The following is a 20,737-nucleotide window of genomic DNA, read 5'->3' on the forward strand; positions in this document are numbered from 1 at the left end:
CAACGGCCGCCGCACTCAGAAGTACCCCGCCTTCTTGCGGTCTTCCATCGCGGATTCCGAACGGCGATCGTCCGCGCGCCCGCCCCGCTCCGTGACGCGCGCGGCGGCCACCTCGCGCACGATCTCTTCGAGGGTGCTGGCGTTCGATTCAATGGCGCCGGTGCAGGTAATATCGCCCACCGTGCGGAAGCGAACGACACGCTCTTCGACATACTCGTTTTCGAGGCGTTGCAGCCAGGGCGAATCGGCCATCCAGAGCCCGTCGCGCTGAAAAACTGGGCGGCGGTGCGCAAAATAGATCTCGGGGACGCGCAGTTCCTCGCGCGCGATATACTGCCAGACGTCCATCTCAGTCCAGTTGCTCAGCGGGAACACGCGGAAGTGTTCTCCCGGGTGCTTGCGCCCGTTGAACAGACTCCAGAGCTCGGGCCGCTGGTTTCTCGGGTCCCATTGCCCGAATTCGTCGCGGTGGCTCAGGAAGCGTTCCTTCGCCCGCGCTTTTTCCTCATCGCGCCGCGCGCCGCCAAACAGCGCGTCGAACCGGCGCCGCTCGATGGTTTCGAGCAGGGTGGCGGTCTGGAGCAGGTTTCGGCTCGCCCTCGGGCCCCGCTCTTCCTGGACGCGACCGGCGTCGATGGTCTCCTGCACATGCCCGACAACCAGGGTTGCGCCGAGGTCCTCGACCAGCGAATCGCGGAATCGAATGGTTTCCTCGAAATTGTGCCCGGTATCAATGTGGACCAGCGGGAACGGAATTGGCGCGGGATAAAACGCCTTCTGCGCCAGCCGGACGAGGGCGATGGAGTCCTTGCCGCCCGAAAAAAGAAGGGCCGGCCGCTCGTGCATGGCCGCTACTTCGCGAATTACGAATAGGGCTTCGGATTCGAGCTGGGCGAGGTGGGGGAGATCGTAGGCGTGCATATTCAGTAAGGTCCTTTGGGGGCTCAACCTGCCTGGCGCATGGCGGCGAGGTTGGACCAGAGACGGTCCTCGTAGGAGCGCATGGCGGCGAGGAGCTGTTTCAGTTCGGCGGCGGTGGCGGCGCGCCCGGTAAGATGCCCCATTTTTCGGCCGGGGGATACGGTGCGTTTATCATACCAGTGCAGCTCGATCCCGTCGGGTGGGGGGAGGGTCGGCCTCGCGCAGGGTAGGCTGGGCGCGATGTTCGGCGGGCCGAGGATGTTGCGCATCGCGGCGAGGGCCTCGACGGCCGGCGCCGGGACGACGTCGTCCATCACGGCCCGGACGTGCAGGTCAAATTGGCTCGGCTCGTCCCGGTAGAGGGTGTAATGGCCCGAATTGTGAACGCGCGGGGCCATTTCGTTTATCAGGAGCTGCCCGTCGCGGCTGAGGAAGAATTCGACGGCCAGGGTCCCGCGGAAGTCCAGGTCATCGGCAATTCTCGTAATCGCTTCGGCGGCTTCCCGCGCCAGCCGGGGCTCCACGCCGAGCCGCAACGCCGGCCCGGAAACTTCCCGGCAGATTCCGCGCTCCTGCACGCTTGCCACGAGCGGGAAGCACTGGGAGCGTCCCTCGCGCGTCCGGGTGGCGACCATGGCGAGTTCGGCGGTAAAATCGACGAATTGTTCCGCATAGATCGTCGAGCCGACCGCGTCCGCCGCGCCGCAGAACTGCGCCAGGTCCGACTCCTGAATCGGGGCGCCGGGGCGTACGGGGAAATTACCCCGCCCGTCGTAGCCGAAGCGCGCGAATTTAAGCACAAAGCCCTCGGGGAAACGCTGGCGAAGCCGCGGAAGCTCCTGCGCCAGGGCGGTCGTTTCCACAACTTCGTACGCGGGCGAGTCGAGTTCAAGCCGCGCGAAGAGTTCCTTTTGCGCGAGTTTGTCCTGGGCGGTTGCGATGCTCTTCAGACCCGGCGCCAGCGCCACATCAGGATGGGCTTCAAGCACACCGCGCAACAGGGGAACATCGAGAAACTCATTTTCAATTGTGACTACATCGGCGCGGGCGAAGAGCTGGTTCAGGGCGTCCCGATCATTCAGCGCGCCGCAGACCCACTGAACGCCTTCGATGGCGGCGGGCTCTTCGCGCGACGCCGCGAGCACAATGGGCTGAAGGCCATCGCGCAGGGCCGCCTGGGCGATCATACGGGCAAGCTGGCCACCGCCAAGGATGCCCAGCCTTATTTTTCCATCCTGAATAGACAATCCATACTCCTGTCGTACCGCCGGGCGCGCGCCGTCGAATCTGGCGCCCGCCGAACAGGCTCACCACCGATTTTACGCCGCCACGACCCGAAGCCCTTCGGAGGCTTTGACCTCATCCCAGCGCCCATCGCCGGCGTAGCGATGCCGCACTACGCCCTGTTCATCCATGGCGTAGAGGCATATCCAGCCATGATCGAGGAGATTGCGCAGGTTTTCGTGCTTCTCAATAACGCTCCCCATCGCTTCCACGGGCGCTTCAATAATCGAAGTGAGTCGCAAGGGTTCGTGCATCAGGCGCTCGCCATCGTGAATCGACTGCCACGGCAGGCCGACCCGCAGGTCCCCGCCATTGCCCTCGAACACGCCAAGGGCGCCCGTAACATTGTGCAGGGTCTTGTTCCCGCTTCCGAATACCCGGTTGTCCACGGCGGAGCCGTAATACTGCAGGTTGATCCAGCTTGCGACCACCAGGGGAGCGGTCATTATCAACTCAAGAATACCAAAGTTCTCGTCCTGGCTCCAATCGTACGAGTGGAGAAAGGCCCGACCCCCAAGGTCCAGATTGCGGGTGCGGCGCCGGGGCGCGGCGATGAACGACGCGCAACCCGCCAGGCCCCATTCCGGGCGCACCTGGCTCCAGTCACGGCCCCGCCGCGTCAGGGCCTGTTCCAGCGCCGGGTGCGCGTCAAGTCCCAGCCGAGGCGCACGCTCACGCCGCACCTTGCGGGAGGCCGCTTCGAGCCGCGAACGGAGCGTCTGAAGGTCGTCCGCATGGGATTCGGGGACCAGGCCGGTGTCAAACAACGTAATCGTGTCCGTGGTGGTATCGTGAACGGCGCCCACGAATACCGTGTCCGCGGGCAGCTCAACGCCTTGAGTCTTGAGGCCCGCCCGGACTTCCGGGTCATTCAAGAGGGATACCAGGACGCGTACGTTGGCCTCGCCGCTGTGACCGCCACAGGCCCCGCAATCGAGTCCAGCGGCGTGGGGATTATTTACCGACGTGGAACCGTGTCCGGCCAACATCACGATCCGCGCGATGTCTTCGCGCAGCCCCATGGCCTTCAGGATGCCGGCGGCGAGTTCGACCCGCGTGTCGGGCTCCAGACCGTATGGCTGACCGCCCTGGTTTGCGGGAGCCAGGCACGGCGTCAGACGTTTGCGGAGAGCCGCCGGGAGCCCCGCTCCTTCCGGGCGCGGCGTCGTACGCGTAAGGCCCAGCGAGTCCGTGACCAGCTTAACCGCGAACGAAATTCCGAGGGTTTCCACGAAGCCAAACGAGGCAACCGCGCCGAGCTTAAACGACTTCCATGCCAGCTGGGCCCTGCGCCAGGCGCGGTGCTGCCGCCGGGTATCCGCTTCTTCTCCCGGGGCCGCGTTCGCCAGGGTCTCGCATACCGTGAAGCGCGGCGCAAGCAAGGCGGGGCACTGGGGCCGGGCTTCCGGCTGGGCCAGGGGCTTGTACGCCATGGGGAGGCCGAAGAAACCGGCGAAACCGATGGTCTCGACATCCCTTCCGGTTGCTTCCAGAGCGCGCCGGTATACCTCGGAGCGGACGTCAATGCAGAACGCGGCCTGGATCGCGGGCCGGTCCGCGGCGCGGGCGGCGGACTGGGGCTTGAAGCCCGCGACAATCTGCTTCTGCCAGCCGAGCTCGTAGGCTCGCTGCAAAATGACTTCGAAAGCGAACGCGTTCTTGCCTTCGTCGCCGGAGACGGACAAGCCCGGGCGCAGGTCGCGCCAGGTTTCCTGAATTCCCTGGCCAGCGAGGCCGGTGTACAGGATAAGCTCCCAGGCCAGCCGGATCGCGAGGAGTTCCGCCAGTACTTCGGGCTTCTCGCCGCGAAGTTCACGCTGCCAGTCCAGGTAACGGACGTAGGCGGACCAGCCTCCGTGCGTCATCAGGAGCCGGTGAAAATAACGTTCCATGCCGTCCTCGGGAATTCCCAGGACGTGAACCGCCTGGTGGATCAGGTCCTCGGGCGTCTCCGGAAGGAATGCGGCCGCGCCCCGGAAACCGGGCAGGCCGAGCAGCGCCGGCGTCCGGTCGTGGATCGCCTCGGCGCGCCAGGCCGCATAAGGCGCAAGATTGCGAAAGGGCGAGGGCAGCAGGGCCTGGCCTTCGTCGAAATACCGGCCTGCCCAGCGGGATACGTGTTCCGTCACGTACTCAACCCAGGGCGCGCCGGTGCAGTCCGCCGCCGCCGCGCTGACGGTTGGTAGCGGCGCGGGGGGCGCGCCGGCGGCATTGTCGCGCAGGATGGCGACCCGTAGGGCATGCAGGTCGCCGACGGCGCGCGCCGCTTCAGGTTCCATAGCGAGCGCATTGGCCAGGTCCTCGGTGGAGATTCGACCGGATGAAATTGCTTCGGCGTAGAAACTGCGCGGCATGAACAGGCGGGCCCCCGCGGCGCGCGCCAGGGTCTCCGCCGCATCACCGAAGGACCGGTCGATCACGCCGAGGAAGGGGTTTACGGCCACGAAATCCTTCAGCGGCCAGCAGGGCGCCACGGCATTCGCCGCGCGCCGCACCGCCTTCCGAATCCGGGGTGTGGCGGGGGGCGGTGTCGTCGTGGCAACAGGCACAGTGGGGGTGGCGTCAATCAATTTCAGACCTTTCGGGAACTAGTTTCGTGCGTCAGCCGCAAAACTCGGGGAGCGCATCAGGCCATTCAGGAGGGTGTTGGCGTAGAGGCCATTGGCGAGGTGCACATACACACTTGGAAAGCGGGGAAGCCAGTGGGCCGCGTAGAGCTGGGCAACGCTGATTCCGCCGAACAGCAGGACAATGGTGGCCGTGGCGGCCAGGCCGAACGTATCGAGCGGGACCGCGGCGGGCACAACCCCGTTCAGGATCCAGGATGCCCCCGCTTGCAGGCCGAAGTAGGCCATCGAGAGCAGGGTCACGCCGGTCAGCAAGCGCGCCGGGAAGTGATCGCCGTTGGCGCCGGCAAGCCCCCGGGCCAGGAGATGCGTCAGGCCCATGATGAGCACCGCGCCGAGCGCTACGATAGCGGGTTTTTCCCGCGGGGAGACGCCCCAGAGCGCGCCGCACGCCAGGAATATCAGGGTTGCGATCAGCGCCGCTGCGGCCAGAACCGCGGGGCGCGGGCCGCGGCAGGGGGCGGTCGCGGGCAGGGCGGCCGCGGCGTCGACCGCGCTCCCCGCCGAGAGGAACGCATGGGCCTTATAGACCGAGTGCGCCACAATGTGGAGGGCGGCGGCGGAAAATGCGCCCAGGCCGCACTGGAGCAGCATGAAACCCATCTGCGCGATCGTGGACCACGCCAGCGCCACCTTGACGCTGGTTTGGGTGAGCATCACCGCCGTCGCGACGAGGGCGGTCACGCCGCCCGCGACAATCAGAAGGTACATCGCCGGCGGACAGATGACCAAGACATCGGCCATCCGAACCATCAGAAATCCGCCCGCGTTTACGATGCCCGCGTGAAGCAGCGCCGACACGGGGGTCGGCGTTTCCATGACCTCCGTAAGCCACCCGTGAACGGGAAACTGCGCGGATTTGAACAGGGCCGCCATGACCAGTGATAACGCGGCGGCGACCGCGGATGTGGGCGCTTCGCCGGATTCGGACATTTCCCGGGCCATCTTCAGCATCTGCGCAATATCGCCCGTGCCGAAGGCGGCGTAGAGCAGTATCGCCGCCAGCACGAGGAAGGCGTCGCCAATGCGGGAGCAGATAAACTTCTTGCGGGCCGCCAGGACGGCGCTCGGACGGTCCTGATAGTAGAGCAGAAGGCGGTGGAGCGCGACGCTCGTCCCGATCCAGGCCAACACAAGCTGGAACAGGCTACCCGCGAGAACCAGAATCAGCACCGTTCCCAGGGTAAGGCACAGCCGCCCGGTGAACCACCCCTGACGCGGGTCACCGTCCACGTAGTTCCGGCTGAACTGGACCACCACGGCGCCGATGAACGCCACCAGCAAGAGCATCGTCACGCTGAGCGCGTCCAGCCGGATGGCCAGGGAGAACGGCCCCCAACCGGTGATGTGCCCCGTGGCCGGACCGGCGAGCGCGGTGTAGGCGGCGCTGCCGAGGGCGACCAACAACGCCACGGCGGTGGCGATTCGGCTCGCGAACAACACAATTCGCGGCCCGCCGCCACTGAAGCGCGCCAACAGGGCTACGCTGGCCAGCAGGGTGGGTCCGGCGAGGGTCATGATGAGGATGATTGGATTCATACGGGCTGCCTTCCATAAAACTGGCGAAAGTTTACCCGGATTGGTAATCATTAATAAAATTCAAAGATTGAAACATATCGTTCTGTTTTGTAGAATGATTGTATGTCGCGTCTAAACTACAATCACCTGCGTTATTTCTGGGCCGTGGCCCACGAGGGCAATCTCACGCGGGCCGCGGAGCAACTCTACGTCTCGCAGTCCGCGCTCTCGATTCAGATACAGAAACTGGAGGCCTCCCTCGGCCACGCCCTGTTCGAGCGCCGCGGCAAGCAGCTTATCCTCACGGAAGCGGGGCAGATTGCGCTGGACCACGCGGACGAAATCTTCGCGATAGGAAACGAACTGCTGGGAACGCTCGCGCACCGCGGGGAGGCGGCGCGCCGTGTATTGCGTGTGGGCGCCCTGGCCACGCTGTCGCGAAATTTTCAGATCCAGTTTCTCAAGCCGCTTACACACCGCGATGACGTGGAGATAATCCTTCGCTCGGGCAATTTTGGTGAATTGCTGCGGGATTTACGGGCGCATGTGATCGATGTCCTGCTCTCAAACCACGCCCCGGCCCGCGATGCTGCCACGCCGTGGATCGCGCACCTGATCGACAAGCAGCCCGTCAGCCTGGTGCGCCACAAGTCCCGCCGCATTCCGAAGGCCCCGCTGGAGGAGTTGCTGGCGGAGCAACCGCTGGTGGCGCCGAGCGCCGAGAGCAGCATTCGGACCGGTCTTGACGCGATGATGGACCGGCTCGGCATCCGCCCGCATTTCGCCGCGGAGGTCGACGACATGGCGATGCTGCGTCTTCTGGTACGAGAAGACACGGGGCTGGCAATCGTACCGCCGATCGTGGTGCGGGAAGAGCTGCGCACGGGCCTGATGGTGGAAGTGGCATGTATTCCGGATTTGGTGGAGACCTTCTACGCCATCACCCTGGAACGACGATTCCCCAACCCGCTGCTGCGCACGCTGATTTCGTGAATGGCCGGCCCCGGGCTACCGGTTCTCGATCCGGTAGAGCGCTTCCTCCGTTCGCAGGAAAATGGCGTCCCCGCTCGGCGCGATCGACGCGAAGGTGCGCTCGCCCAGGTCATTTCGCGCCAGGGCGCGAAACGCGGGGCCGTCCTCAAGAACCGTGGTGACGCCGTCCTCGCTGGTGGCGTAGAGGCGGCCCGCCGCCAGGACGAGCGAGGCCGAGTAGTTGCCGTCGAGGCGCTCCCGCCAGTGCAATTCGCCCGTGCGCGCGTCCACGCGTGAGAGTTCGCCCTTGTCGCTCAGGAAATACAGCGCCTCACCGGAAACTATCATCGATGGCGTGTGGGGCGCGCCCTCGCCCAGGCGCCAGGCAATGTGGGAATCGGTGACGTCCCCCTGCCCGCCGGTGCGCACCGCGATGACCTCGCAGGGCCGGGCAAAGCCGGTGGTGACGTAGACCAGGCCATGCGCGAACACGGGCCGGGGAACAACGGAAAAACCGTCGCCATAGCGCACGCGCCAGATTTCCTGGCCCGTGGCGGTGTCGTAGGCGGCCGCCATGCCGCTGCCCGCGCTCACGGCCAGCGCGCGGTTGGGCTCCTGAAGAATCAACGGTGTGCTGAAGGAAAACTTGTTCGCCGCCTCGGTTTCACGGGAGGTTTTCCAGGCGATCCCTCCAGTCTGCACGTCCAGCGCAACAATAAACGGGGCGCCCGCATCGTCGGCGCTGATGATCAAACTGCCGTCATGCAGGGCCGGGGATCCGCCGTTGCCGTGGGGTGTCTTGTAGGACAGTTCGGACTGGCGCCAGACGGCCTGGCCCTCGAGGTCGAGGCAGGAGGTTCCCAGCGGTCCGTAGTGCACGAAAACCCGGTCTCCCGCCACGATCGGCGTTGGACTCGCGAAACTGTTCTTCGGGTGCTTCGGTGCGCGCCCGCTTACGGGGAACACTTCCACGTCCCAGCGTAGCGCGCCGTCCTCTGCGCTCAGCGCGATGGCGCGCAGGCTGGTCGGCTGTTCCTGATCGTCGAGAAGCGCGGTGGTCAGGTAGATTACGCCATTCTGGAGCACCGGTGAAGACCATCCGCTGCCGGGGAGGGGCGTGCGCCACGCGATGTTCCGATCCGGGCCCCATTCGAGAGGCGGATTCGCCTCGGGCGCATGCCCCTGGCCTGTGGGTCCCCGGAATTCGGGCCAATCCCCGGTAAAAGCGCTCTGCGAAACGAAAAATGCGCCGAGGGCGATCATCAAGGCGAACGGGCGAATGTGCATGGGGTATCCTTTCTGCGGATAGACGGCTGATCATAATCCAACCGAACGCATTCGCGCCACGATTGTGGCGAACCGCCAGGACGGAATGGAGGACAAGCGATGGATATCGGGCGTGGAGTATCGGGACTGCTAATCGCGGGCGCCATTCTACTCCCGCCCGCTGTGGCGGCGGAGCCGGTGCGCCTGTATTTTGAGGTGCGCGGCGCGGACGGTGGCCTGCTTCCCTGCCGGATACACGTGAGCGATGGGAGCGACACACTTTTCGCCCCGCCGGGCCTGCCCGCCTTCAAGAACCATTTCTCCTGCCCGGGAACCGCGGAGCTCGCGCTGGAACCCGGGGTCTACGACTTCACGATCGAGCGCGGACCCGAATTCAGGCGCGCGGTGGGCCGGATCACGCTCTCCGAGGGTGGGGGCGGGGCCGCGGTTCGCGTCCGGCTGTCGCGCCTCGCCAATATGAAGTCCGAGGGCTGGTGGTCCGGCGATTTGCACGTGCATCGACCCCCGGAGGACATGGAAGCCATCATGCGGGCGGAGGATCTGCATGTGGCGCCCGTAATCACCTGGTGGAACGAGAGAAACCTCTGGCGTGATCGCCCGCTTCCGGACCCGGTACTCCTGAATTTCGACGGCGACCGCTATTGCCATCTCATGGCCGGCGAAGACGAGCGGGGGGGCGGCGCGTTCATGTTCTTCAACCTCGAGTCCCCGGTCGATATAACGGGCGCGGATCGAGAGTACCCGAGCCAGACGCATTTCCTGCCGGCGGTGAAATCCCGTGGCGGCTGGGTGGATCTCGAGAAGCCCTTCTGGTGGGATGCGCCGATCGGAATCGGACTTGGCCTCGTAGACTCCATCGGCATCGCCAACAATCACATGTGGCGCCACGGGATGCTGGACAACGAGGCCTGGGGCCGGCCGCGGCCGAGCGAGACCGAGCCGCCCGCGTACGGCGGGGGCCTCTGGACGCAGGAAATCTACTACCACGTGTTGAACGCCGGACTGCGAATACCGCCGTCGGCGGGGAGCGCTTCCGGCGTCATTCCCAATCCGGTGGGCTACAACCGCGTCTATGTGCAGCTCGACGGGCCGATGGAGCACGCCGCCTGGTGGGAAGGGCTCCGGGCCGGACGTTCCTTTGTGACCAACGGGCCCCTCCTGCGCGTGACGGCGGACGGCCAATGGCCGGGCCATGTGTTTCGGGGCGCCGGCGGCGCGCCAGTCTCCATCGCGCTGGCCGGCGTGTTGGATTCGGACGATCCGGTGCGCACCATTCAGCTGATTCGAGACGGAAACGTCGAACAGGAGTTCAGCCCGGAAGCGTTCATGGCCGCCGGGGCGACCATGACATTCGATCGCAGCGGCTGGTTCCTCGTTCGGGCGATTGCGGACCTGGACCACACCTTTCGCTTCGCATCCACCGCGCCGTGGTATGTGGAAATCGGCGGTGAAGGGCAACCAGTGCGCCGCGAATCGGTCGAGTTCTTCCTGGACTGGATCGATAGGCGGAAGGCCGCCCTGGAACTGCCGGAAGGTCAAAAAGCCGAAGTGTTGATGGACCACGACCGGGCGCGGGCCTTCTGGAGCAAAAAACTCGCGGGGGCTACGCGATAATGTCGTGCACCACGTTGCCGTGCACGTCGGTGAGGCGGAAGTTGCGACCGGCGTAGCGGTAGGTGAGCGCTTCGTGGTCAAAGCCGAGGAGGTGGAGCATCGTCGCGTGCAAGTCGTGCACGTGGACGGGCTTTTCGATGGCCTTAAAACCAAACTCGTCGGTGGCGCCATGGATGTGTCCGGCCTTGACGCCCCCGCCAGCCATCCACGCGGTGAAGCCGTAGTGGTTGTGATCGCGGCCCTTGGGCTTGCCGATGTTGATGCCTTCGCGCTGCACCTCCACCGTTGGCGTGCGCCCGAATTCGCCGGTGCAAAGAATGAGCGTGTCCTCCAGCATGCCGCGTTGCTTGAGATCGGTGATGAGCGCGGCGATACCCCGGTCGCACTGTCCGGCGAGGCGCTTGTGGGAGTCCACAATATCGTCGTGGCTGTCCCACGGCTGTCCGGGGCCGTGCCAGAGCTGCACGAAGCGGACCCCGCGCTCGAGCAGGCGCCGCGCGATCAGGAGTTGCCGTGACTGTTCGGTGCTGCCATACATCTCGCGGATATGCTCGGGTTCCTGCCCGATATCGAACGCATCGGTGGCGTCCAGCTGCATCCGGTAGGCCAATTCAAAAGACTGGATGCGGGATTCAAGCGCGCTGTCGCCCTCGCGGGCGCTGCGGTGCATTTCGTTGAGTTCGCCCAGCAGATCGAGTTGCCGGCGCTGCCCGCGCGACGTCGCAAAATGGTTCTTGATGTTTTCGATGAGCTTCTCGACGTCCGTGTGCTGCGAATCGATGTAGCTGCCCTGGTAATTGCCGGGGAGGAAGCCCGACTGCCAGTTTTGCGCCTCGGCGATCGGGTAGCCGCCGGGGCACATGGTGATGAAGCCCGGGAGATTCTGGTTTTCCGTCCCCAGGCCATAGGTGACCCACGAACCGACACTGGGCCGGGCCAGGCGCGCGTCGCCGCAGTTCATCAGCAGGAGCGAGGGGCCGTGGACCGGATTGTCGGTGTACATCGAGCGGATGATGCACATGTCGTCAACGCAGCGCGCGGTGTGGGGGAAAAGCGTGCTTACGGGGATGCCGCTCTCGCCATGCTGGTTGAAGGGGAATTCCGATGCGTAGGCGCCGCCCGTCGGGCGCTCCGTCATCAGGGTCTCGGCGCCCGGGAGGTCCTTCCCATCGTACTTCGCCAACATCGGCTTGGGGTCAAAGGTATCCACCTGCGACATGCCGCCGTTCAAAAAGATGTGGACCACCCGTTTGGCCCTGGGTGCGAAATGGGGGGACTGCGCGGCCATCGGGCCTTTCGTGGCGGCGGCGAGATTAGGGCCCGCGAGTGTCGCGAGACCGAGCGCGCCGAAGCCCATGCCCGTCCGGCGGAGGAAGTCGCGCCGGTTTAAAATGAAGTCGTTCAATGTCCGTTCGTGGTGCATGGTTCCGTCCCGTCCCGCGTCAATCGACAAACATGAATTCGTTGCTCATCAGCAGCACCTGCGCGTATTGCTCCCACGGCTGCAGGGGCACGGCGGGCGCCGGGGGCGGCCCCTCAAAGTCGAACCGCGAAATCCAGTCCTGCCGCGCGAAGCTGCTGGCGTTTTCGCCCGTAAGGTAGATGCGCGGGTGCCACCGGAAATGGTCCTCCTGGTCGTCTTCCTTACAGGTGACCACCAGGTCGATGGTGTCGCCCGCGCGGATCTCGCTGTCGTCCACCACCGTGGGGAGCATCTGGTCCTGAAGGTCGCCCTGCCAGAGGATGCCCGAGCGGCTGGAAATGACGTAGGCGCGGATGCCATCGCCCGCCGGGGAGAAATGGAAGAGTTCGCCGACGAGGGATACCAGGGAATCGGCGGGGGAGATCCAGCGGCGGATCACGGCGTGTTGCGGCCCGCCGGGGCGGCCGCCGAGCCGGTTGAGCATCGCATAGCCGATCGCCGCGTCCGGCAGTGTCTCCCCGCCCTGGTAGGCTTCGCCGGTCCAGTGGGGAAATTCGGTGAAGGAGGTAACCTGGCCGGTAGCCTCGTCGATCGCGCCGTAGCCATACAGCCAGCGCGGGGGCTGGCGCTCGGGAATATGGACATCGGCCACGTCCTGGCCGTCGACAAAGAAGGTGCCAAGCTCCACCTCCCGTCGCACGGGCTCGCGCGCCAGTATCGCCTGGTACAGGGCGCGCACGCGTTCGGCGGGCGCTTCCTTCGACGCGACTTCCGGGAGGGCCGCCGCCAGGCGGGCCTGCTCCGCGACGAACGGGCTGTTCATGAGGTAGAGGGCCTGCTGCGGGACCGTGGTTTCAAATCGCACCGGCGTATGCGTGGCCGGTGTCGCAAAATCGAATATGCGGAACATCGCGGGCAGCGCCTCCCGATCCACCTCCGCGTAAACCGTTCGCCGGTTGGCGAAGGGCGGCTCCGTAATATTGTCCGCGGCCCCGCCCATGCGCAGGTCGAGATTTCCCGATGCGGCAAGCAGCCGGTCACGCATGACTTCAAATCCCAGTCGGCGGCGATTTTGCCGCCAGATCAGCTTATTCTCCGGGTCGGTCGCCTGCCCCGCATCGCTGGCGTCGCTCGACTGCTGGTAGGCGCTGGAAAGCATGATCTCGCGGATCAACGTTTTTGTGGACCAGCCCGAGTCCATGAATCGCGCCGCGAGATAGTCCAGGAGTTCGGGGTGGGTTGGCTCCTCGCCCTGAAGGCCGAAATCGCTCGGCGTGCCCGCCAGCGGCGCCCCGAAAAGGTGCATCCAGACGCGGTTGGCGAATACGCGCGCGGTGAGCGGGTTGTCCTTGCTCGCAATGGCCCGGGCCAGCTCCAGGCGCCCGCTGTCTTCGGTCCACGGCGTGCGGTCCGCGTCGAGCACCGCCAGGAACTGTCTGGGCACGGCCTTGCCGGGGATGCCCGCGTCGCCGCGCACGAAGATGACCGGGTCGTACAGCTCGGGAGCGTCCTCCAGGGCCATCGCGCTGTCGGGGCGCGCCGGATGGGTGTTCCGAATCCTATCCACGGCGGTGTCGCGCTGCCGAAGGCGCACGCGGTCGGGCTGGTCAATGTATTTCAAGAACCCGTTGCCCTGGACGCTTTCGAGGGCCTCGGCCTCCGAGGCTGCCTTGCCGCGAGCCGTTTCGAGCGCTTTGGCGCGCAGGGCCACAGCAAGATCGTCCCGCGCGGCTTCCGCCTCGGCGAGGCGCCGCTCGAAATCCCGGTACGCCGGTGAGCTCGTGTCGGGCGCCGCAATAACCGGAAGGCGCTCGGGCTCGCGCGAACTGCGGAACACGCCATACAACGAATAGTAATCCGCCGTGGGGATCGGGTCGAACTTGTGGTCGTGGCAGCGCGCGCAATTGACGGTCATCGCGAGGAATCCGCGCGTGACCACGTCGATCCGGTCGTCGATGCGATCGTGAATACTCGCGCCGCTCACCTTGCCGAGCGTGAGGAAACCCAGCGCCGCCAGGGGGCGCTTATCGTCGCCGAGTTCCAGCTTGTCCGCCGCCAGCTGGTGGAGGATGAACTGATCGAAGGGGAGATCCACATTGAATGCGCGGATAACGTAGTCCCGGTAGGTGTAGGAGAAGGGGAAGAGGCGATCATCATTGAAGGCGGAGGCCTTGGTGTCGCTGTAGCGCGCCACATCGAGCCAGTGGCGGCCCCAGCGCTCGCCGAAGTGCGGCGATTCGAGCAGCCTGGCGATCAGCCGATCATAGGCATCGGCGGCGGGGTCATTCTCGAAGGCTTCGATCTCGGCCAGCGTGGGCGGAAGCCCGATCAGGTCGTGGTAGGCCCGCTGGACCAGGGTGCGGCGGCTCGCGCGCGGCGCTGGCGACAATCCCGCCTTTTCAAGTCGCGCCAGGACATAGGTGTCGATCGGGGAGCGGGGCCACGCCGTATCGCCGATCGCGGGCAGCGCGGGCTCGGCGACGGGCCGGAATGCCCAATGGTTCCGGCGGGCGACCGCGATGAGTTCATCCATGCTGAGGCGCTGGTAACTTTTTTTCGCGCGCGCGGGCCACGGCGCGCCGCGCCCGATCCAATCGAGGAAGGTCTCGCGTTCGGCGGCGCTCAATTCCACCGGCGGGTGCGACGGCGAGCGATTCTGAAGCACTTCGCGCAGGGCGTCGGTGGAGAGGGCCGGCGGTGCGTCCAGGCGCAGGCCGCCGCCGGGGTCATCCGGCCCGTGGCAGCTCAGGCACATTTCAACCAGGAGCGGGCGCACGCTGCGCTCGAAGAACTCCGTGTCCCCGGCGGGCGCGGAAGGCATCGCGCCCGCTTGAGCGGCGGAGCCCGCGCAGGCGAGCACAATTGCGGTGGCGAAAGGGGCAATAAGGCAAATCAGCCGCCATGAGACGGCACTCCACTGCCCTCGCCCAATGTAGGGTCTCTCCACTACCATGGAAGCAGAATACGGCAACCGGGCGTCCGGATCAAGCAGTTTTTTGCGCGTCCGTTTCACGTGCGCTGGACGTTCGCCAGGGCAATCGCATTTAAACTTTCAACTCGAGCCGAGCGCCACATGAACCACCTTCAATGTTAGAAAGGGCGCGTGTTGGAGCGCTGGCATTTCGCCTGCGGCGAATCCCTGACCTTGCCGGCACAGATGCCGGCGCTCCAAAACGCTCACTATCGTTGATTCAAGGTTCCAAATCGACTCAAGTTTACGCCCATATCCCGAGATCGAGTTTAAATGCGACTGCCCTGGGACGTGCGCGGGTACTGATTGACGAAGCCCCGCGCTCCTTCTATAATGGCTGCTGGGTTGCGTCCGCCGGTTGGAGCCGGGTTTGCCCGGCCGAGGTGCAGGCTGTGCCGGCGGAACGCGGGCAGCCATGCCTGTTCGCGTTGATCGCAGCGAGGCTGTGTATTGAACCGAGTTGAGAGGAGAGGCGTGTCATGGCAGGAAACAGAGGCGTTGCGTATATCAAGCCGGGCGTGGTCGAAGTGCAGAGCATCGACTACCCCAAATTGGCGCTGGGGAATCGCAAATGCGAGCACGGCGTCATCCTGAAGATTGTATCGACGAATATCTGCGGCAGCGACCAGCACATGGTTCGGGGCCGGACCACGGCGCCGGAGGGGCTCATCCTCGGCCACGAAATTACCGGCGAAGTCATTGAATGCGGGCGCGACGTGGAATTCATCAAGGCGGGGGATATCGTTTCCGTCCCGTTCAACATTGCCTGCGGTCGCTGCCGCAACTGCAAGGAAGGGCGCACCGGCATCTGCCTCAACGTAAACCCCGCGCGCCCCGGCGCGGCCTACGGCTACGTGGACATGGGCGGCTGGGTCGGCGGCCAGGCCGAATACGTGATGGTGCCCTACGCGGACTTCAACCTGCTCAAATTCCCCGATCGCGATCAGGCGCTGGCCAAGATCAAGGACCTCACGCTGCTCTCGGACATCTTCCCGACGGGCTACCACGGCGCCGTGACGGCGGGCGTGGGACCCGGCACGATCGTGTATGTCGCCGGAGCGGGTCCGGTCGGGCTCGCGTGCGCGGCCTCATGCCATCTGCTTGGCGCGGCCTGCGTCATCGTGGGCGATATGATCGACGAGCGCCTGGCGCAGGCCCGCAGCTTCGGCTGCGAGACGGTGGATCTGAAAAAGAGCGCGTCGCTCGCCGAACAGATCGAGCAGATCGTCGGCGTGCCCGAGGTCGACGCCGCCGTGGACTGCGTGGGCTTTGAAGCGCGCGGCCATGGGGACGGCCACGTGAAGGAGCAGCCGGCGACGGTGCTGAACGCGGTGATGGAAGTGACGCGGGCGGGCGGTTCCATCGGCATTCCCGGGCTTTATGTCACGGGCGACCCGGGCGGCGTCGATGATAACGCCAAAGTCGGCAACCTGGGCATCCGCATCGGGCTGGGCTGGGCCAAGTCGCACTGCTTCCACACCGGCCAGTGCCCGGTGATGAAGTACCACCGTCAGCTGATGCAGTGCATCCTGTACGACAAGATCCAGATCGCGAAGGCGTGTAACGTGGAAACCATTTCGTTGGACGAGGCCCCGAAGGGCTACCAGGACTTCGACAAGGGCGCCGCGAAGAAGTTTGTGATCGATCCGCACAAAATGATCGCGTAGCGTGAACGAGAGGCGCGAAGCCGCCGCCGGGCACGCTAATCGGCGCGCCCGGCGGCCGACTTCTCTGGGCAGGCGCGTGGATTGGCGGGCGAGTGCCCGGCGCGGCAGTCGCGTCACGCCAGGATGCTGAAATACAGGAAAAGTGGGCGCGGGTGGACCGCCGTCATTCCCCTCGGCTGGGTATGTGGCCGGAAACCACCTGTATGGAGTACGGCCTCGGCCCTCGCCTGCCTGGACGTTTGGAACGGCTGTGCTGCTCAGTGCGCGATCTTTTTCCCCGGGCGAATAATTTGAAACGCCCGGCGGTATGGTGTAAACGAACAGGCGTGTAGGGTGTTATTGGGAGCCGACGCCGCACGGGGAGGATTTTCCGTGGATGCTCAGGAAAGCAAGCAGAAATTCCAGCAATCAGACCAGCTCTACCGCGCGGGCCGTTACGAGGAAGCCCTGAGCCTGCTCGATGAACTGAACCGGGCGTACCCCAACGCCAGGAATGTCCTCTATCCAGCCGCGTTGTGCCTCCAGAAGCTGGGCCGGGACAGGGATGCGCTCCCAATCTGCGAACAATTGATAGCCCAGTTTCAAGATCCCCGGGCGCAGAAGCTCAAGGCGAAGATCACCGCGGGCCAGACGGCGGGCGGTGATGTCGAATCCACTGCACTGGCCGACCTCGGGCTCACCGGGGCAAGTGATATTCTGGGCGACGCGCCCCCGCGCCGTGCGCACCCCTATACACCCGTGGAAGAAGGGTCCGAATGGCTCAAGTACAGCCTTATCGGGCTGGGCGTCGTGGTGCTGCTGGCCATTCTGATCGTGCCGCCCCTGATGTATGAAGCGCCGCCGGAACCGCCCCCGGGAAGTGCCGCGCAGAGCGAGCAAGGGCAGGCGTTCGACCCGGATTCCGTCGCCGGGCTCATTGGTATCGGCGCCATACTGGCTGTAATTATTTGCGGTTACGTGGGCCACATTCTTGGCGGGTACCTGGCCTTGGTCGTGCTCAATCAACTGCCGTCCGACGACCTGCTGCAAAACGTGCTATCGCTTGCGCTGACCTTCTTTCTTGCCTATCTCGTATCACTAATCCCGTTTGTCGGCTGGATAGCAGCCATTGTCATCGTCAGTAGCCGATACGAGTTGGGCTGTGGCGGGCTCCTGGCCTTCCTCTTCATTTCCAACGTGTGTTCCACCATCTGCGCGATTGTTCCCTTCTTGATGATTGGCGGATCGCTCGCGGCCTTTGGTGAACTCATGGGCGCGGCGTAGTTCCCGGCCGTCCACCCATAGGACGCGATTTCCCGCAATGGCCCTCACTTGATCCGTAGCCGCTCCCTCTGGTGTAGTAGCGGGAAGTCAGGGTTGGCAGACATTTCCCGGGAGACAGTGCTTTGATTAAGGTCTTGCGTGCAATGCGGCATGTCGTTTTGGTGGCGGCCTTGCTGTGGAGCGCCGCGTCCGCTTCGGGAGAGGAGCCGCTGCCCGATCGGGTGGAGTTTAACCGGCATATCCGCCCGATACTCTCCGACAATTGCTTCCAATGCCACGGTCCCGACCGGAACACCCGCGAGGCGGGGCTTCGCCTCGATGTGCGCGGCGAGGCCGTCGCGGACCGGGGCGGTTTTCGCGCGGTAGCGGCGGGCGATCCGGATGCGAGCGAAATCATCCACCGCATTCTCGCGGAGGACCCCGGCGACAAGATGCCGCCGCCCGAATCGAACCGGCATGTTTCGGAGCGCGAGCAGGCGCTTTTGCGGCGCTGGATCGCGCAGGGCGCGGAATACGAGGCGCACTGGGCGTACATCCCGCCCGCCGCGCACCCGTTGCCCAACGTCGAAAACGCCGCCTGGCCGCGCAACGACGTCGATCGCTTCGTGCTTGCGCGGCTGGATCAGGAAGGGCTTCGCCCATCTCCCGAAGCGGGCCGCGAGACGCTTATCCGGCGGCTGTACTTCGATCTCATCGGTTTGCCCCCGACCCCCGCCGAGGTGGGCGCCTTCCTGCTCGACAATGCGCCCGACGCCTACGAGAAGCTCGTTGAACGTCTTCTGGCCTCGCCGCACTTTGGAGAACGCCTGGCGGTCTACTGGCTCGACCTCGTGCGCTACGCCGACACGGTGGGCTACCACGGCGATCAGGTGCGCGGCGTCGCGCCCTACCGGGATTATGTCATCGCCGCCTTCAACAGCAACATGCCCTTCGATCAGTTCACGCGGGAGCAACTGGCGGGCGACCTCTTGGAGCGCCCTACGAAGGAGCAGATCATCGCCACGGGCTACAACCGCCTCAACATGGTCACCCGCGAGGGCGGCGCGCAGGAGATGGACTACATCGTGCGCTATGCCGCCGACCGAACGCGGACCACGGCCTCGGTGTGGCTCGGTTCTTCGATGGGCTGCGCGCAGTGTCACGATCACAAGTTCGACCCCTTCACCATCGAGGATTTCTACCGCTTCAGCGCGTTCTTCGCCGACATCAAGGAAAAAGGCGTACAGAGCGAAGCCGGCAACGAGGGCCCCTTCCCGCCGTACCTGCTCTTCCCGGAACCAGAGCAGAAAGTGGAGCACGACGCGGTGCTCGATCGCCTGGCGAGCCTGCAATCCTTGTTGGAGACCTTCGAGGAGGGGGAGAGCGTTGAAGGCGGCGAAAGCCCCGCTACCACGGACGATCTTAATAAGCAACTGCGCGAGGCGGAGCGCCGGAAGTTCAGCCTGGAGCAACAGATCCACAGCAGCGCCATCACCGAAACCATGGAGCCCCGCGTCACGCGCGTCTTGCCGCGCGGCAATTGGATGGACGAGTCCGGCGCGGTGGTGGAGCCGGCGGCGCCCGCCTTTCTGGGCGGGCTGTGGCTCACCGGCGCGCGTCCCGACCGGCTTGATTTGGCGAACTGGCTGACGGATCGCAACAACCCGCTCACCGCGCGTGTCTTCGCGAACCGCCTCTGGAAGCTCTATTTTGGCACGGGCATCTCACGCGTCCTCGACGACCTGGGCTCGCAGGGCGAGTGGCCCGTGCATCCCGAATTGCTCGACTACCTGGCGATTGCCTTCATGGACAGCGGCTGGGACGTCAAGCACATGGTCCGGCTCCTCGTCACGAGCAGCGCCTACCGGCAGTCCTCCATGGCCGACGCCGCGCTCAAGCACATCGACCCGGCCAACCGCCTGATCGCGCGCCAGTCGCGTTTTCGCCTGGAGGCCGAGTTCGTGCGCGACAACGCCTTGAAGGTGAGCGGCCTGCTGTCGGAGAAGATGGGCGGGCCCGCCGCGAAACCCTACCAGCCCGCGGGCTATTACAAGGAACTGAACTTTCCGACGCGCGAGTACGAGCCGAGCACAGGTGAAGAATTGTACCGCCGCGGCGTGTACACCCACTGGCAGCGGACCTATCTCCATCCGAGCCTGTTGGCCTTCGATGCTCCAACCCGGGAGGAATGCACCGCCGAGCGCACCATATCCAACTCGCCCCAGCAGGCCCTGACGCTGCTTAACGATCCCATATTCGTTGAGGCGGCGCGCGTTTTCGCCGAGCGAATCCTCCTGGAAGGCGGGGACACGGCCGACGATCGCATCCGCTGGGCCTGGCGCGAGGCGCTGTCCCGGGATCCCGTCCCCGAAGAGCACGAAATCCTCGCGGGGCTGTACGCGAAGCACCTGGCGCAGTTCGAGGCAAACCCGGCATCCGCGGCGGACTTCATCGCCATCGGAGAGAAGCCGGCCCCCGCGGGCGTCGACCCGGTCCAGCTTGCAGCCTGGAGCTCGGTGAGCCGGACCATCATGAATACACACGAGATGATTTATCGGTATTGAGTACAATATATTCCAGTCGACCTGGGGTTTCTTGATATGAAATTTGCGCGAATAACAATCAATCCCGAACAGATGGGTGGCGTGGCCTGCATACGGGGATTGAGAATCCCCGTTTCCACGGTGGTCTCCATGGTGGCGGATGGAATGTCGGATCCAGAGATTCTGGACGCCTATCCAGACTTGGAAATCGCGGACATTCACGAGGCGCTTCACTTTGCGGCGGAGGCGGTTCGAGAGCGCGAGTTGCCAATACTGGCCCCGTGAGGTTCTTAATTGACAACGCGATTTCTCCCAAAGTTGCGGGTGTGCTTTGTGCGAGAGGCTTTGATTGTGTGCATGTCCGGGACGTGGGAATGGCGGAAGCCACCGACTTGGAGATATTCGAACGAGCAGCAATAGAACAGCGGGTACTGGTTTCCGCCGATACGGATTTTGGGACGCTTCTCGCGACCTATCAGGCAACCGAACCGTCGCTGATTCTGTTGCGGAAGGTGGCGACTCACCGTCCCCTGGTTCAGGCGGAACTGATTCTCGCTAATCTGGCCGCGTTGGAGGAGTCACTGGAACGTGGGTGTGTTGTTGTGATTGATGAGGCCCGCATCCGAATCAGAACGCTGCCCATTCTGGAATCGTGAGTACAGCGCAAC

General features: G+C 64.8%; 14 protein-coding genes. 7 read left to right on the forward strand and 7 right to left on the reverse strand.

Annotation, left to right across the window (positions count from 1 at the left end):
- Positions 1 to 15 precede the first annotated feature (15 nt).
- The 4 genes from cysD to KF886_13070 all read right to left on the reverse strand — a co-directional run bounded on the left by cysD (position 16) and on the right by KF886_13070 (position 6,371).
- Positions 16 to 921: a sulfate adenylyltransferase subunit CysD gene (cysD, locus tag KF886_13055; GenBank protein MBX3178284.1), complete on the reverse strand. Its 906-nt coding sequence runs from the start codon at positions 919 to 921 to the stop codon at positions 16 to 18.
- Between the two features lie 23 nt (positions 922 to 944).
- A complete protein-coding gene (locus KF886_13060) occupies positions 945 to 2,168 on the reverse strand; it encodes an ATP-grasp domain-containing protein (GenBank protein ID MBX3178285.1) in 1,224 nt (407 codons plus the stop codon).
- A gap of 72 nt (positions 2,169 to 2,240) precedes the next feature.
- Complete coding sequence (locus tag KF886_13065; GenBank protein ID MBX3178286.1) at positions 2,241 to 4,754, reverse strand: DUF2309 domain-containing protein; 2,514 nt, start codon at positions 4,752 to 4,754, stop codon at positions 2,241 to 2,243.
- 39 nt (positions 4,755 to 4,793) lie between these two features.
- The gene (locus tag KF886_13070; protein MBX3178287.1) at positions 4,794 to 6,371 is read right to left on the reverse strand and encodes an oxidoreductase; all 1,578 of its coding nucleotides are present in this window, start codon (positions 6,369 to 6,371) and stop codon (positions 4,794 to 4,796) included.
- A 102-nt stretch (positions 6,372 to 6,473) separates the two neighbouring features.
- Between KF886_13070 and KF886_13075 the strand changes: the two genes are divergently transcribed.
- Positions 6,474 to 7,343, forward strand: coding sequence for a LysR family transcriptional regulator (locus KF886_13075; GenBank protein ID MBX3178288.1), 870 nt, complete (start codon positions 6,474 to 6,476; stop codon positions 7,341 to 7,343).
- Positions 7,344 to 7,358: 15 nt separating this feature from the next.
- Here KF886_13075 and KF886_13080 read toward each other — a convergent pair whose 3' ends face one another.
- On the reverse strand, positions 7,359 to 8,609 hold the full coding sequence (locus KF886_13080; GenBank protein MBX3178289.1) for a PQQ-binding-like beta-propeller repeat protein: 1,251 nt from the start codon (positions 8,607 to 8,609) through the stop codon (positions 7,359 to 7,361).
- 99 nt (positions 8,610 to 8,708) lie between these two features.
- Between KF886_13080 and KF886_13085 the strand changes: the two genes are divergently transcribed.
- A complete protein-coding gene (locus KF886_13085) occupies positions 8,709 to 10,223 on the forward strand; it encodes a CehA/McbA family metallohydrolase (GenBank protein ID MBX3178290.1) in 1,515 nt (504 codons plus the stop codon).
- On the opposite strand, the gene KF886_13090 is transcribed toward KF886_13085, so the two are convergent.
- Together KF886_13090 and KF886_13095 are read right to left on the reverse strand one after the other, a co-directional pair.
- A complete protein-coding gene (locus tag KF886_13090) occupies positions 10,213 to 11,646 on the reverse strand; it encodes a DUF1501 domain-containing protein (GenBank protein MBX3178291.1) in 1,434 nt (477 codons plus the stop codon). The two genes, KF886_13085 and KF886_13090, sit on opposite strands and share 11 nt — an antisense overlap.
- 19 nt (positions 11,647 to 11,665) lie before the next feature.
- Positions 11,666 to 14,467, reverse strand: coding sequence for a DUF1553 domain-containing protein (locus KF886_13095; protein MBX3178292.1), 2,802 nt, complete (start codon positions 14,465 to 14,467; stop codon positions 11,666 to 11,668).
- Between the two features lie 629 nt (positions 14,468 to 15,096).
- On the opposite strand from KF886_13095, the gene fdhA reads away from it, so the two are divergent.
- From fdhA to KF886_13120, 5 genes are all read left to right on the forward strand, one after another.
- Positions 15,097 to 16,284 (forward strand): formaldehyde dehydrogenase, glutathione-independent, encoded by a 1,188-nt coding sequence (fdhA, locus tag KF886_13100; GenBank protein MBX3178293.1) that lies wholly within the window; start codon positions 15,097 to 15,099, stop codon positions 16,282 to 16,284.
- A 339-nt stretch (positions 16,285 to 16,623) separates the two neighbouring features.
- Positions 16,624 to 17,547, forward strand: a complete 924-nt coding sequence (locus KF886_13105) for a tetratricopeptide repeat protein (GenBank protein MBX3178294.1) — start codon at positions 16,624 to 16,626, stop codon at positions 17,545 to 17,547.
- A gap of 143 nt (positions 17,548 to 17,690) precedes the next feature.
- The gene (locus KF886_13110) at positions 17,691 to 20,090 is read left to right on the forward strand and encodes a PSD1 domain-containing protein (protein MBX3178295.1); all 2,400 of its coding nucleotides are present in this window, start codon (positions 17,691 to 17,693) and stop codon (positions 20,088 to 20,090) included.
- A 36-nt stretch (positions 20,091 to 20,126) separates the two neighbouring features.
- Positions 20,127 to 20,354, forward strand: a complete 228-nt coding sequence (locus KF886_13115; protein ID MBX3178296.1) for a DUF433 domain-containing protein — start codon at positions 20,127 to 20,129, stop codon at positions 20,352 to 20,354.
- Positions 20,351 to 20,725 carry a DUF5615 family PIN-like protein gene (locus tag KF886_13120; protein MBX3178297.1) on the forward strand — a complete coding sequence of 125 codons (375 nt, stop codon included), beginning with the start codon at positions 20,351 to 20,353 and terminating at the stop codon, positions 20,723 to 20,725. Before KF886_13115 ends, KF886_13120 begins: the two co-directional genes overlap by 4 nt.
- The last annotated feature ends 12 nt before the right edge of the window (positions 20,726 to 20,737 follow it).

Source organism: Candidatus Hydrogenedentota bacterium, from assembly GCA_019637335.1.
Classification (GTDB): Bacteria; Hydrogenedentota; Hydrogenedentia; order Hydrogenedentales; family JAEUWI01; genus JAEUWI01.

What these genes read in the sequence shown, in the direction of transcription:
- cysD (MBX3178284.1), bottom strand. Translation starts at nt 921, where the DNA reads ATGCACGCCTACGATCTCCCCCACCTCGCCCAGCTCGAATCCGAAGCC.
- KF886_13070 (MBX3178287.1), bottom strand. Translation starts at nt 6,371, where the DNA reads ATGAATCCAATCATCCTCATCATGACCCTCGCCGGACCCACCCTGCTG.
- KF886_13075 (MBX3178288.1), top strand. Translation starts at nt 6,474, where the DNA reads ATGTCGCGTCTAAACTACAATCACCTGCGTTATTTCTGGGCCGTGGCC.
- KF886_13080 (MBX3178289.1), bottom strand. Translation starts at nt 8,609, where the DNA reads ATGCACATTCGCCCGTTCGCCTTGATGATCGCCCTCGGCGCATTTTTC.
- KF886_13085 (MBX3178290.1), top strand. Translation starts at nt 8,709, where the DNA reads ATGGATATCGGGCGTGGAGTATCGGGACTGCTAATCGCGGGCGCCATT.
- KF886_13090 (MBX3178291.1), bottom strand. Translation starts at nt 11,646, where the DNA reads ATGCACCACGAACGGACATTGAACGACTTCATTTTAAACCGGCGCGAC.
- KF886_13095 (MBX3178292.1), bottom strand. Translation starts at nt 14,467, where the DNA reads ATGCCTTCCGCGCCCGCCGGGGACACGGAGTTCTTCGAGCGCAGCGTG.
- fdhA (MBX3178293.1), top strand. Translation starts at nt 15,097, where the DNA reads ATGGCAGGAAACAGAGGCGTTGCGTATATCAAGCCGGGCGTGGTCGAA.
- KF886_13110 (MBX3178295.1), top strand. Translation starts at nt 17,691, where the DNA reads ATGCGGCATGTCGTTTTGGTGGCGGCCTTGCTGTGGAGCGCCGCGTCC.
- KF886_13115 (MBX3178296.1), top strand. Translation starts at nt 20,127, where the DNA reads ATGAAATTTGCGCGAATAACAATCAATCCCGAACAGATGGGTGGCGTG.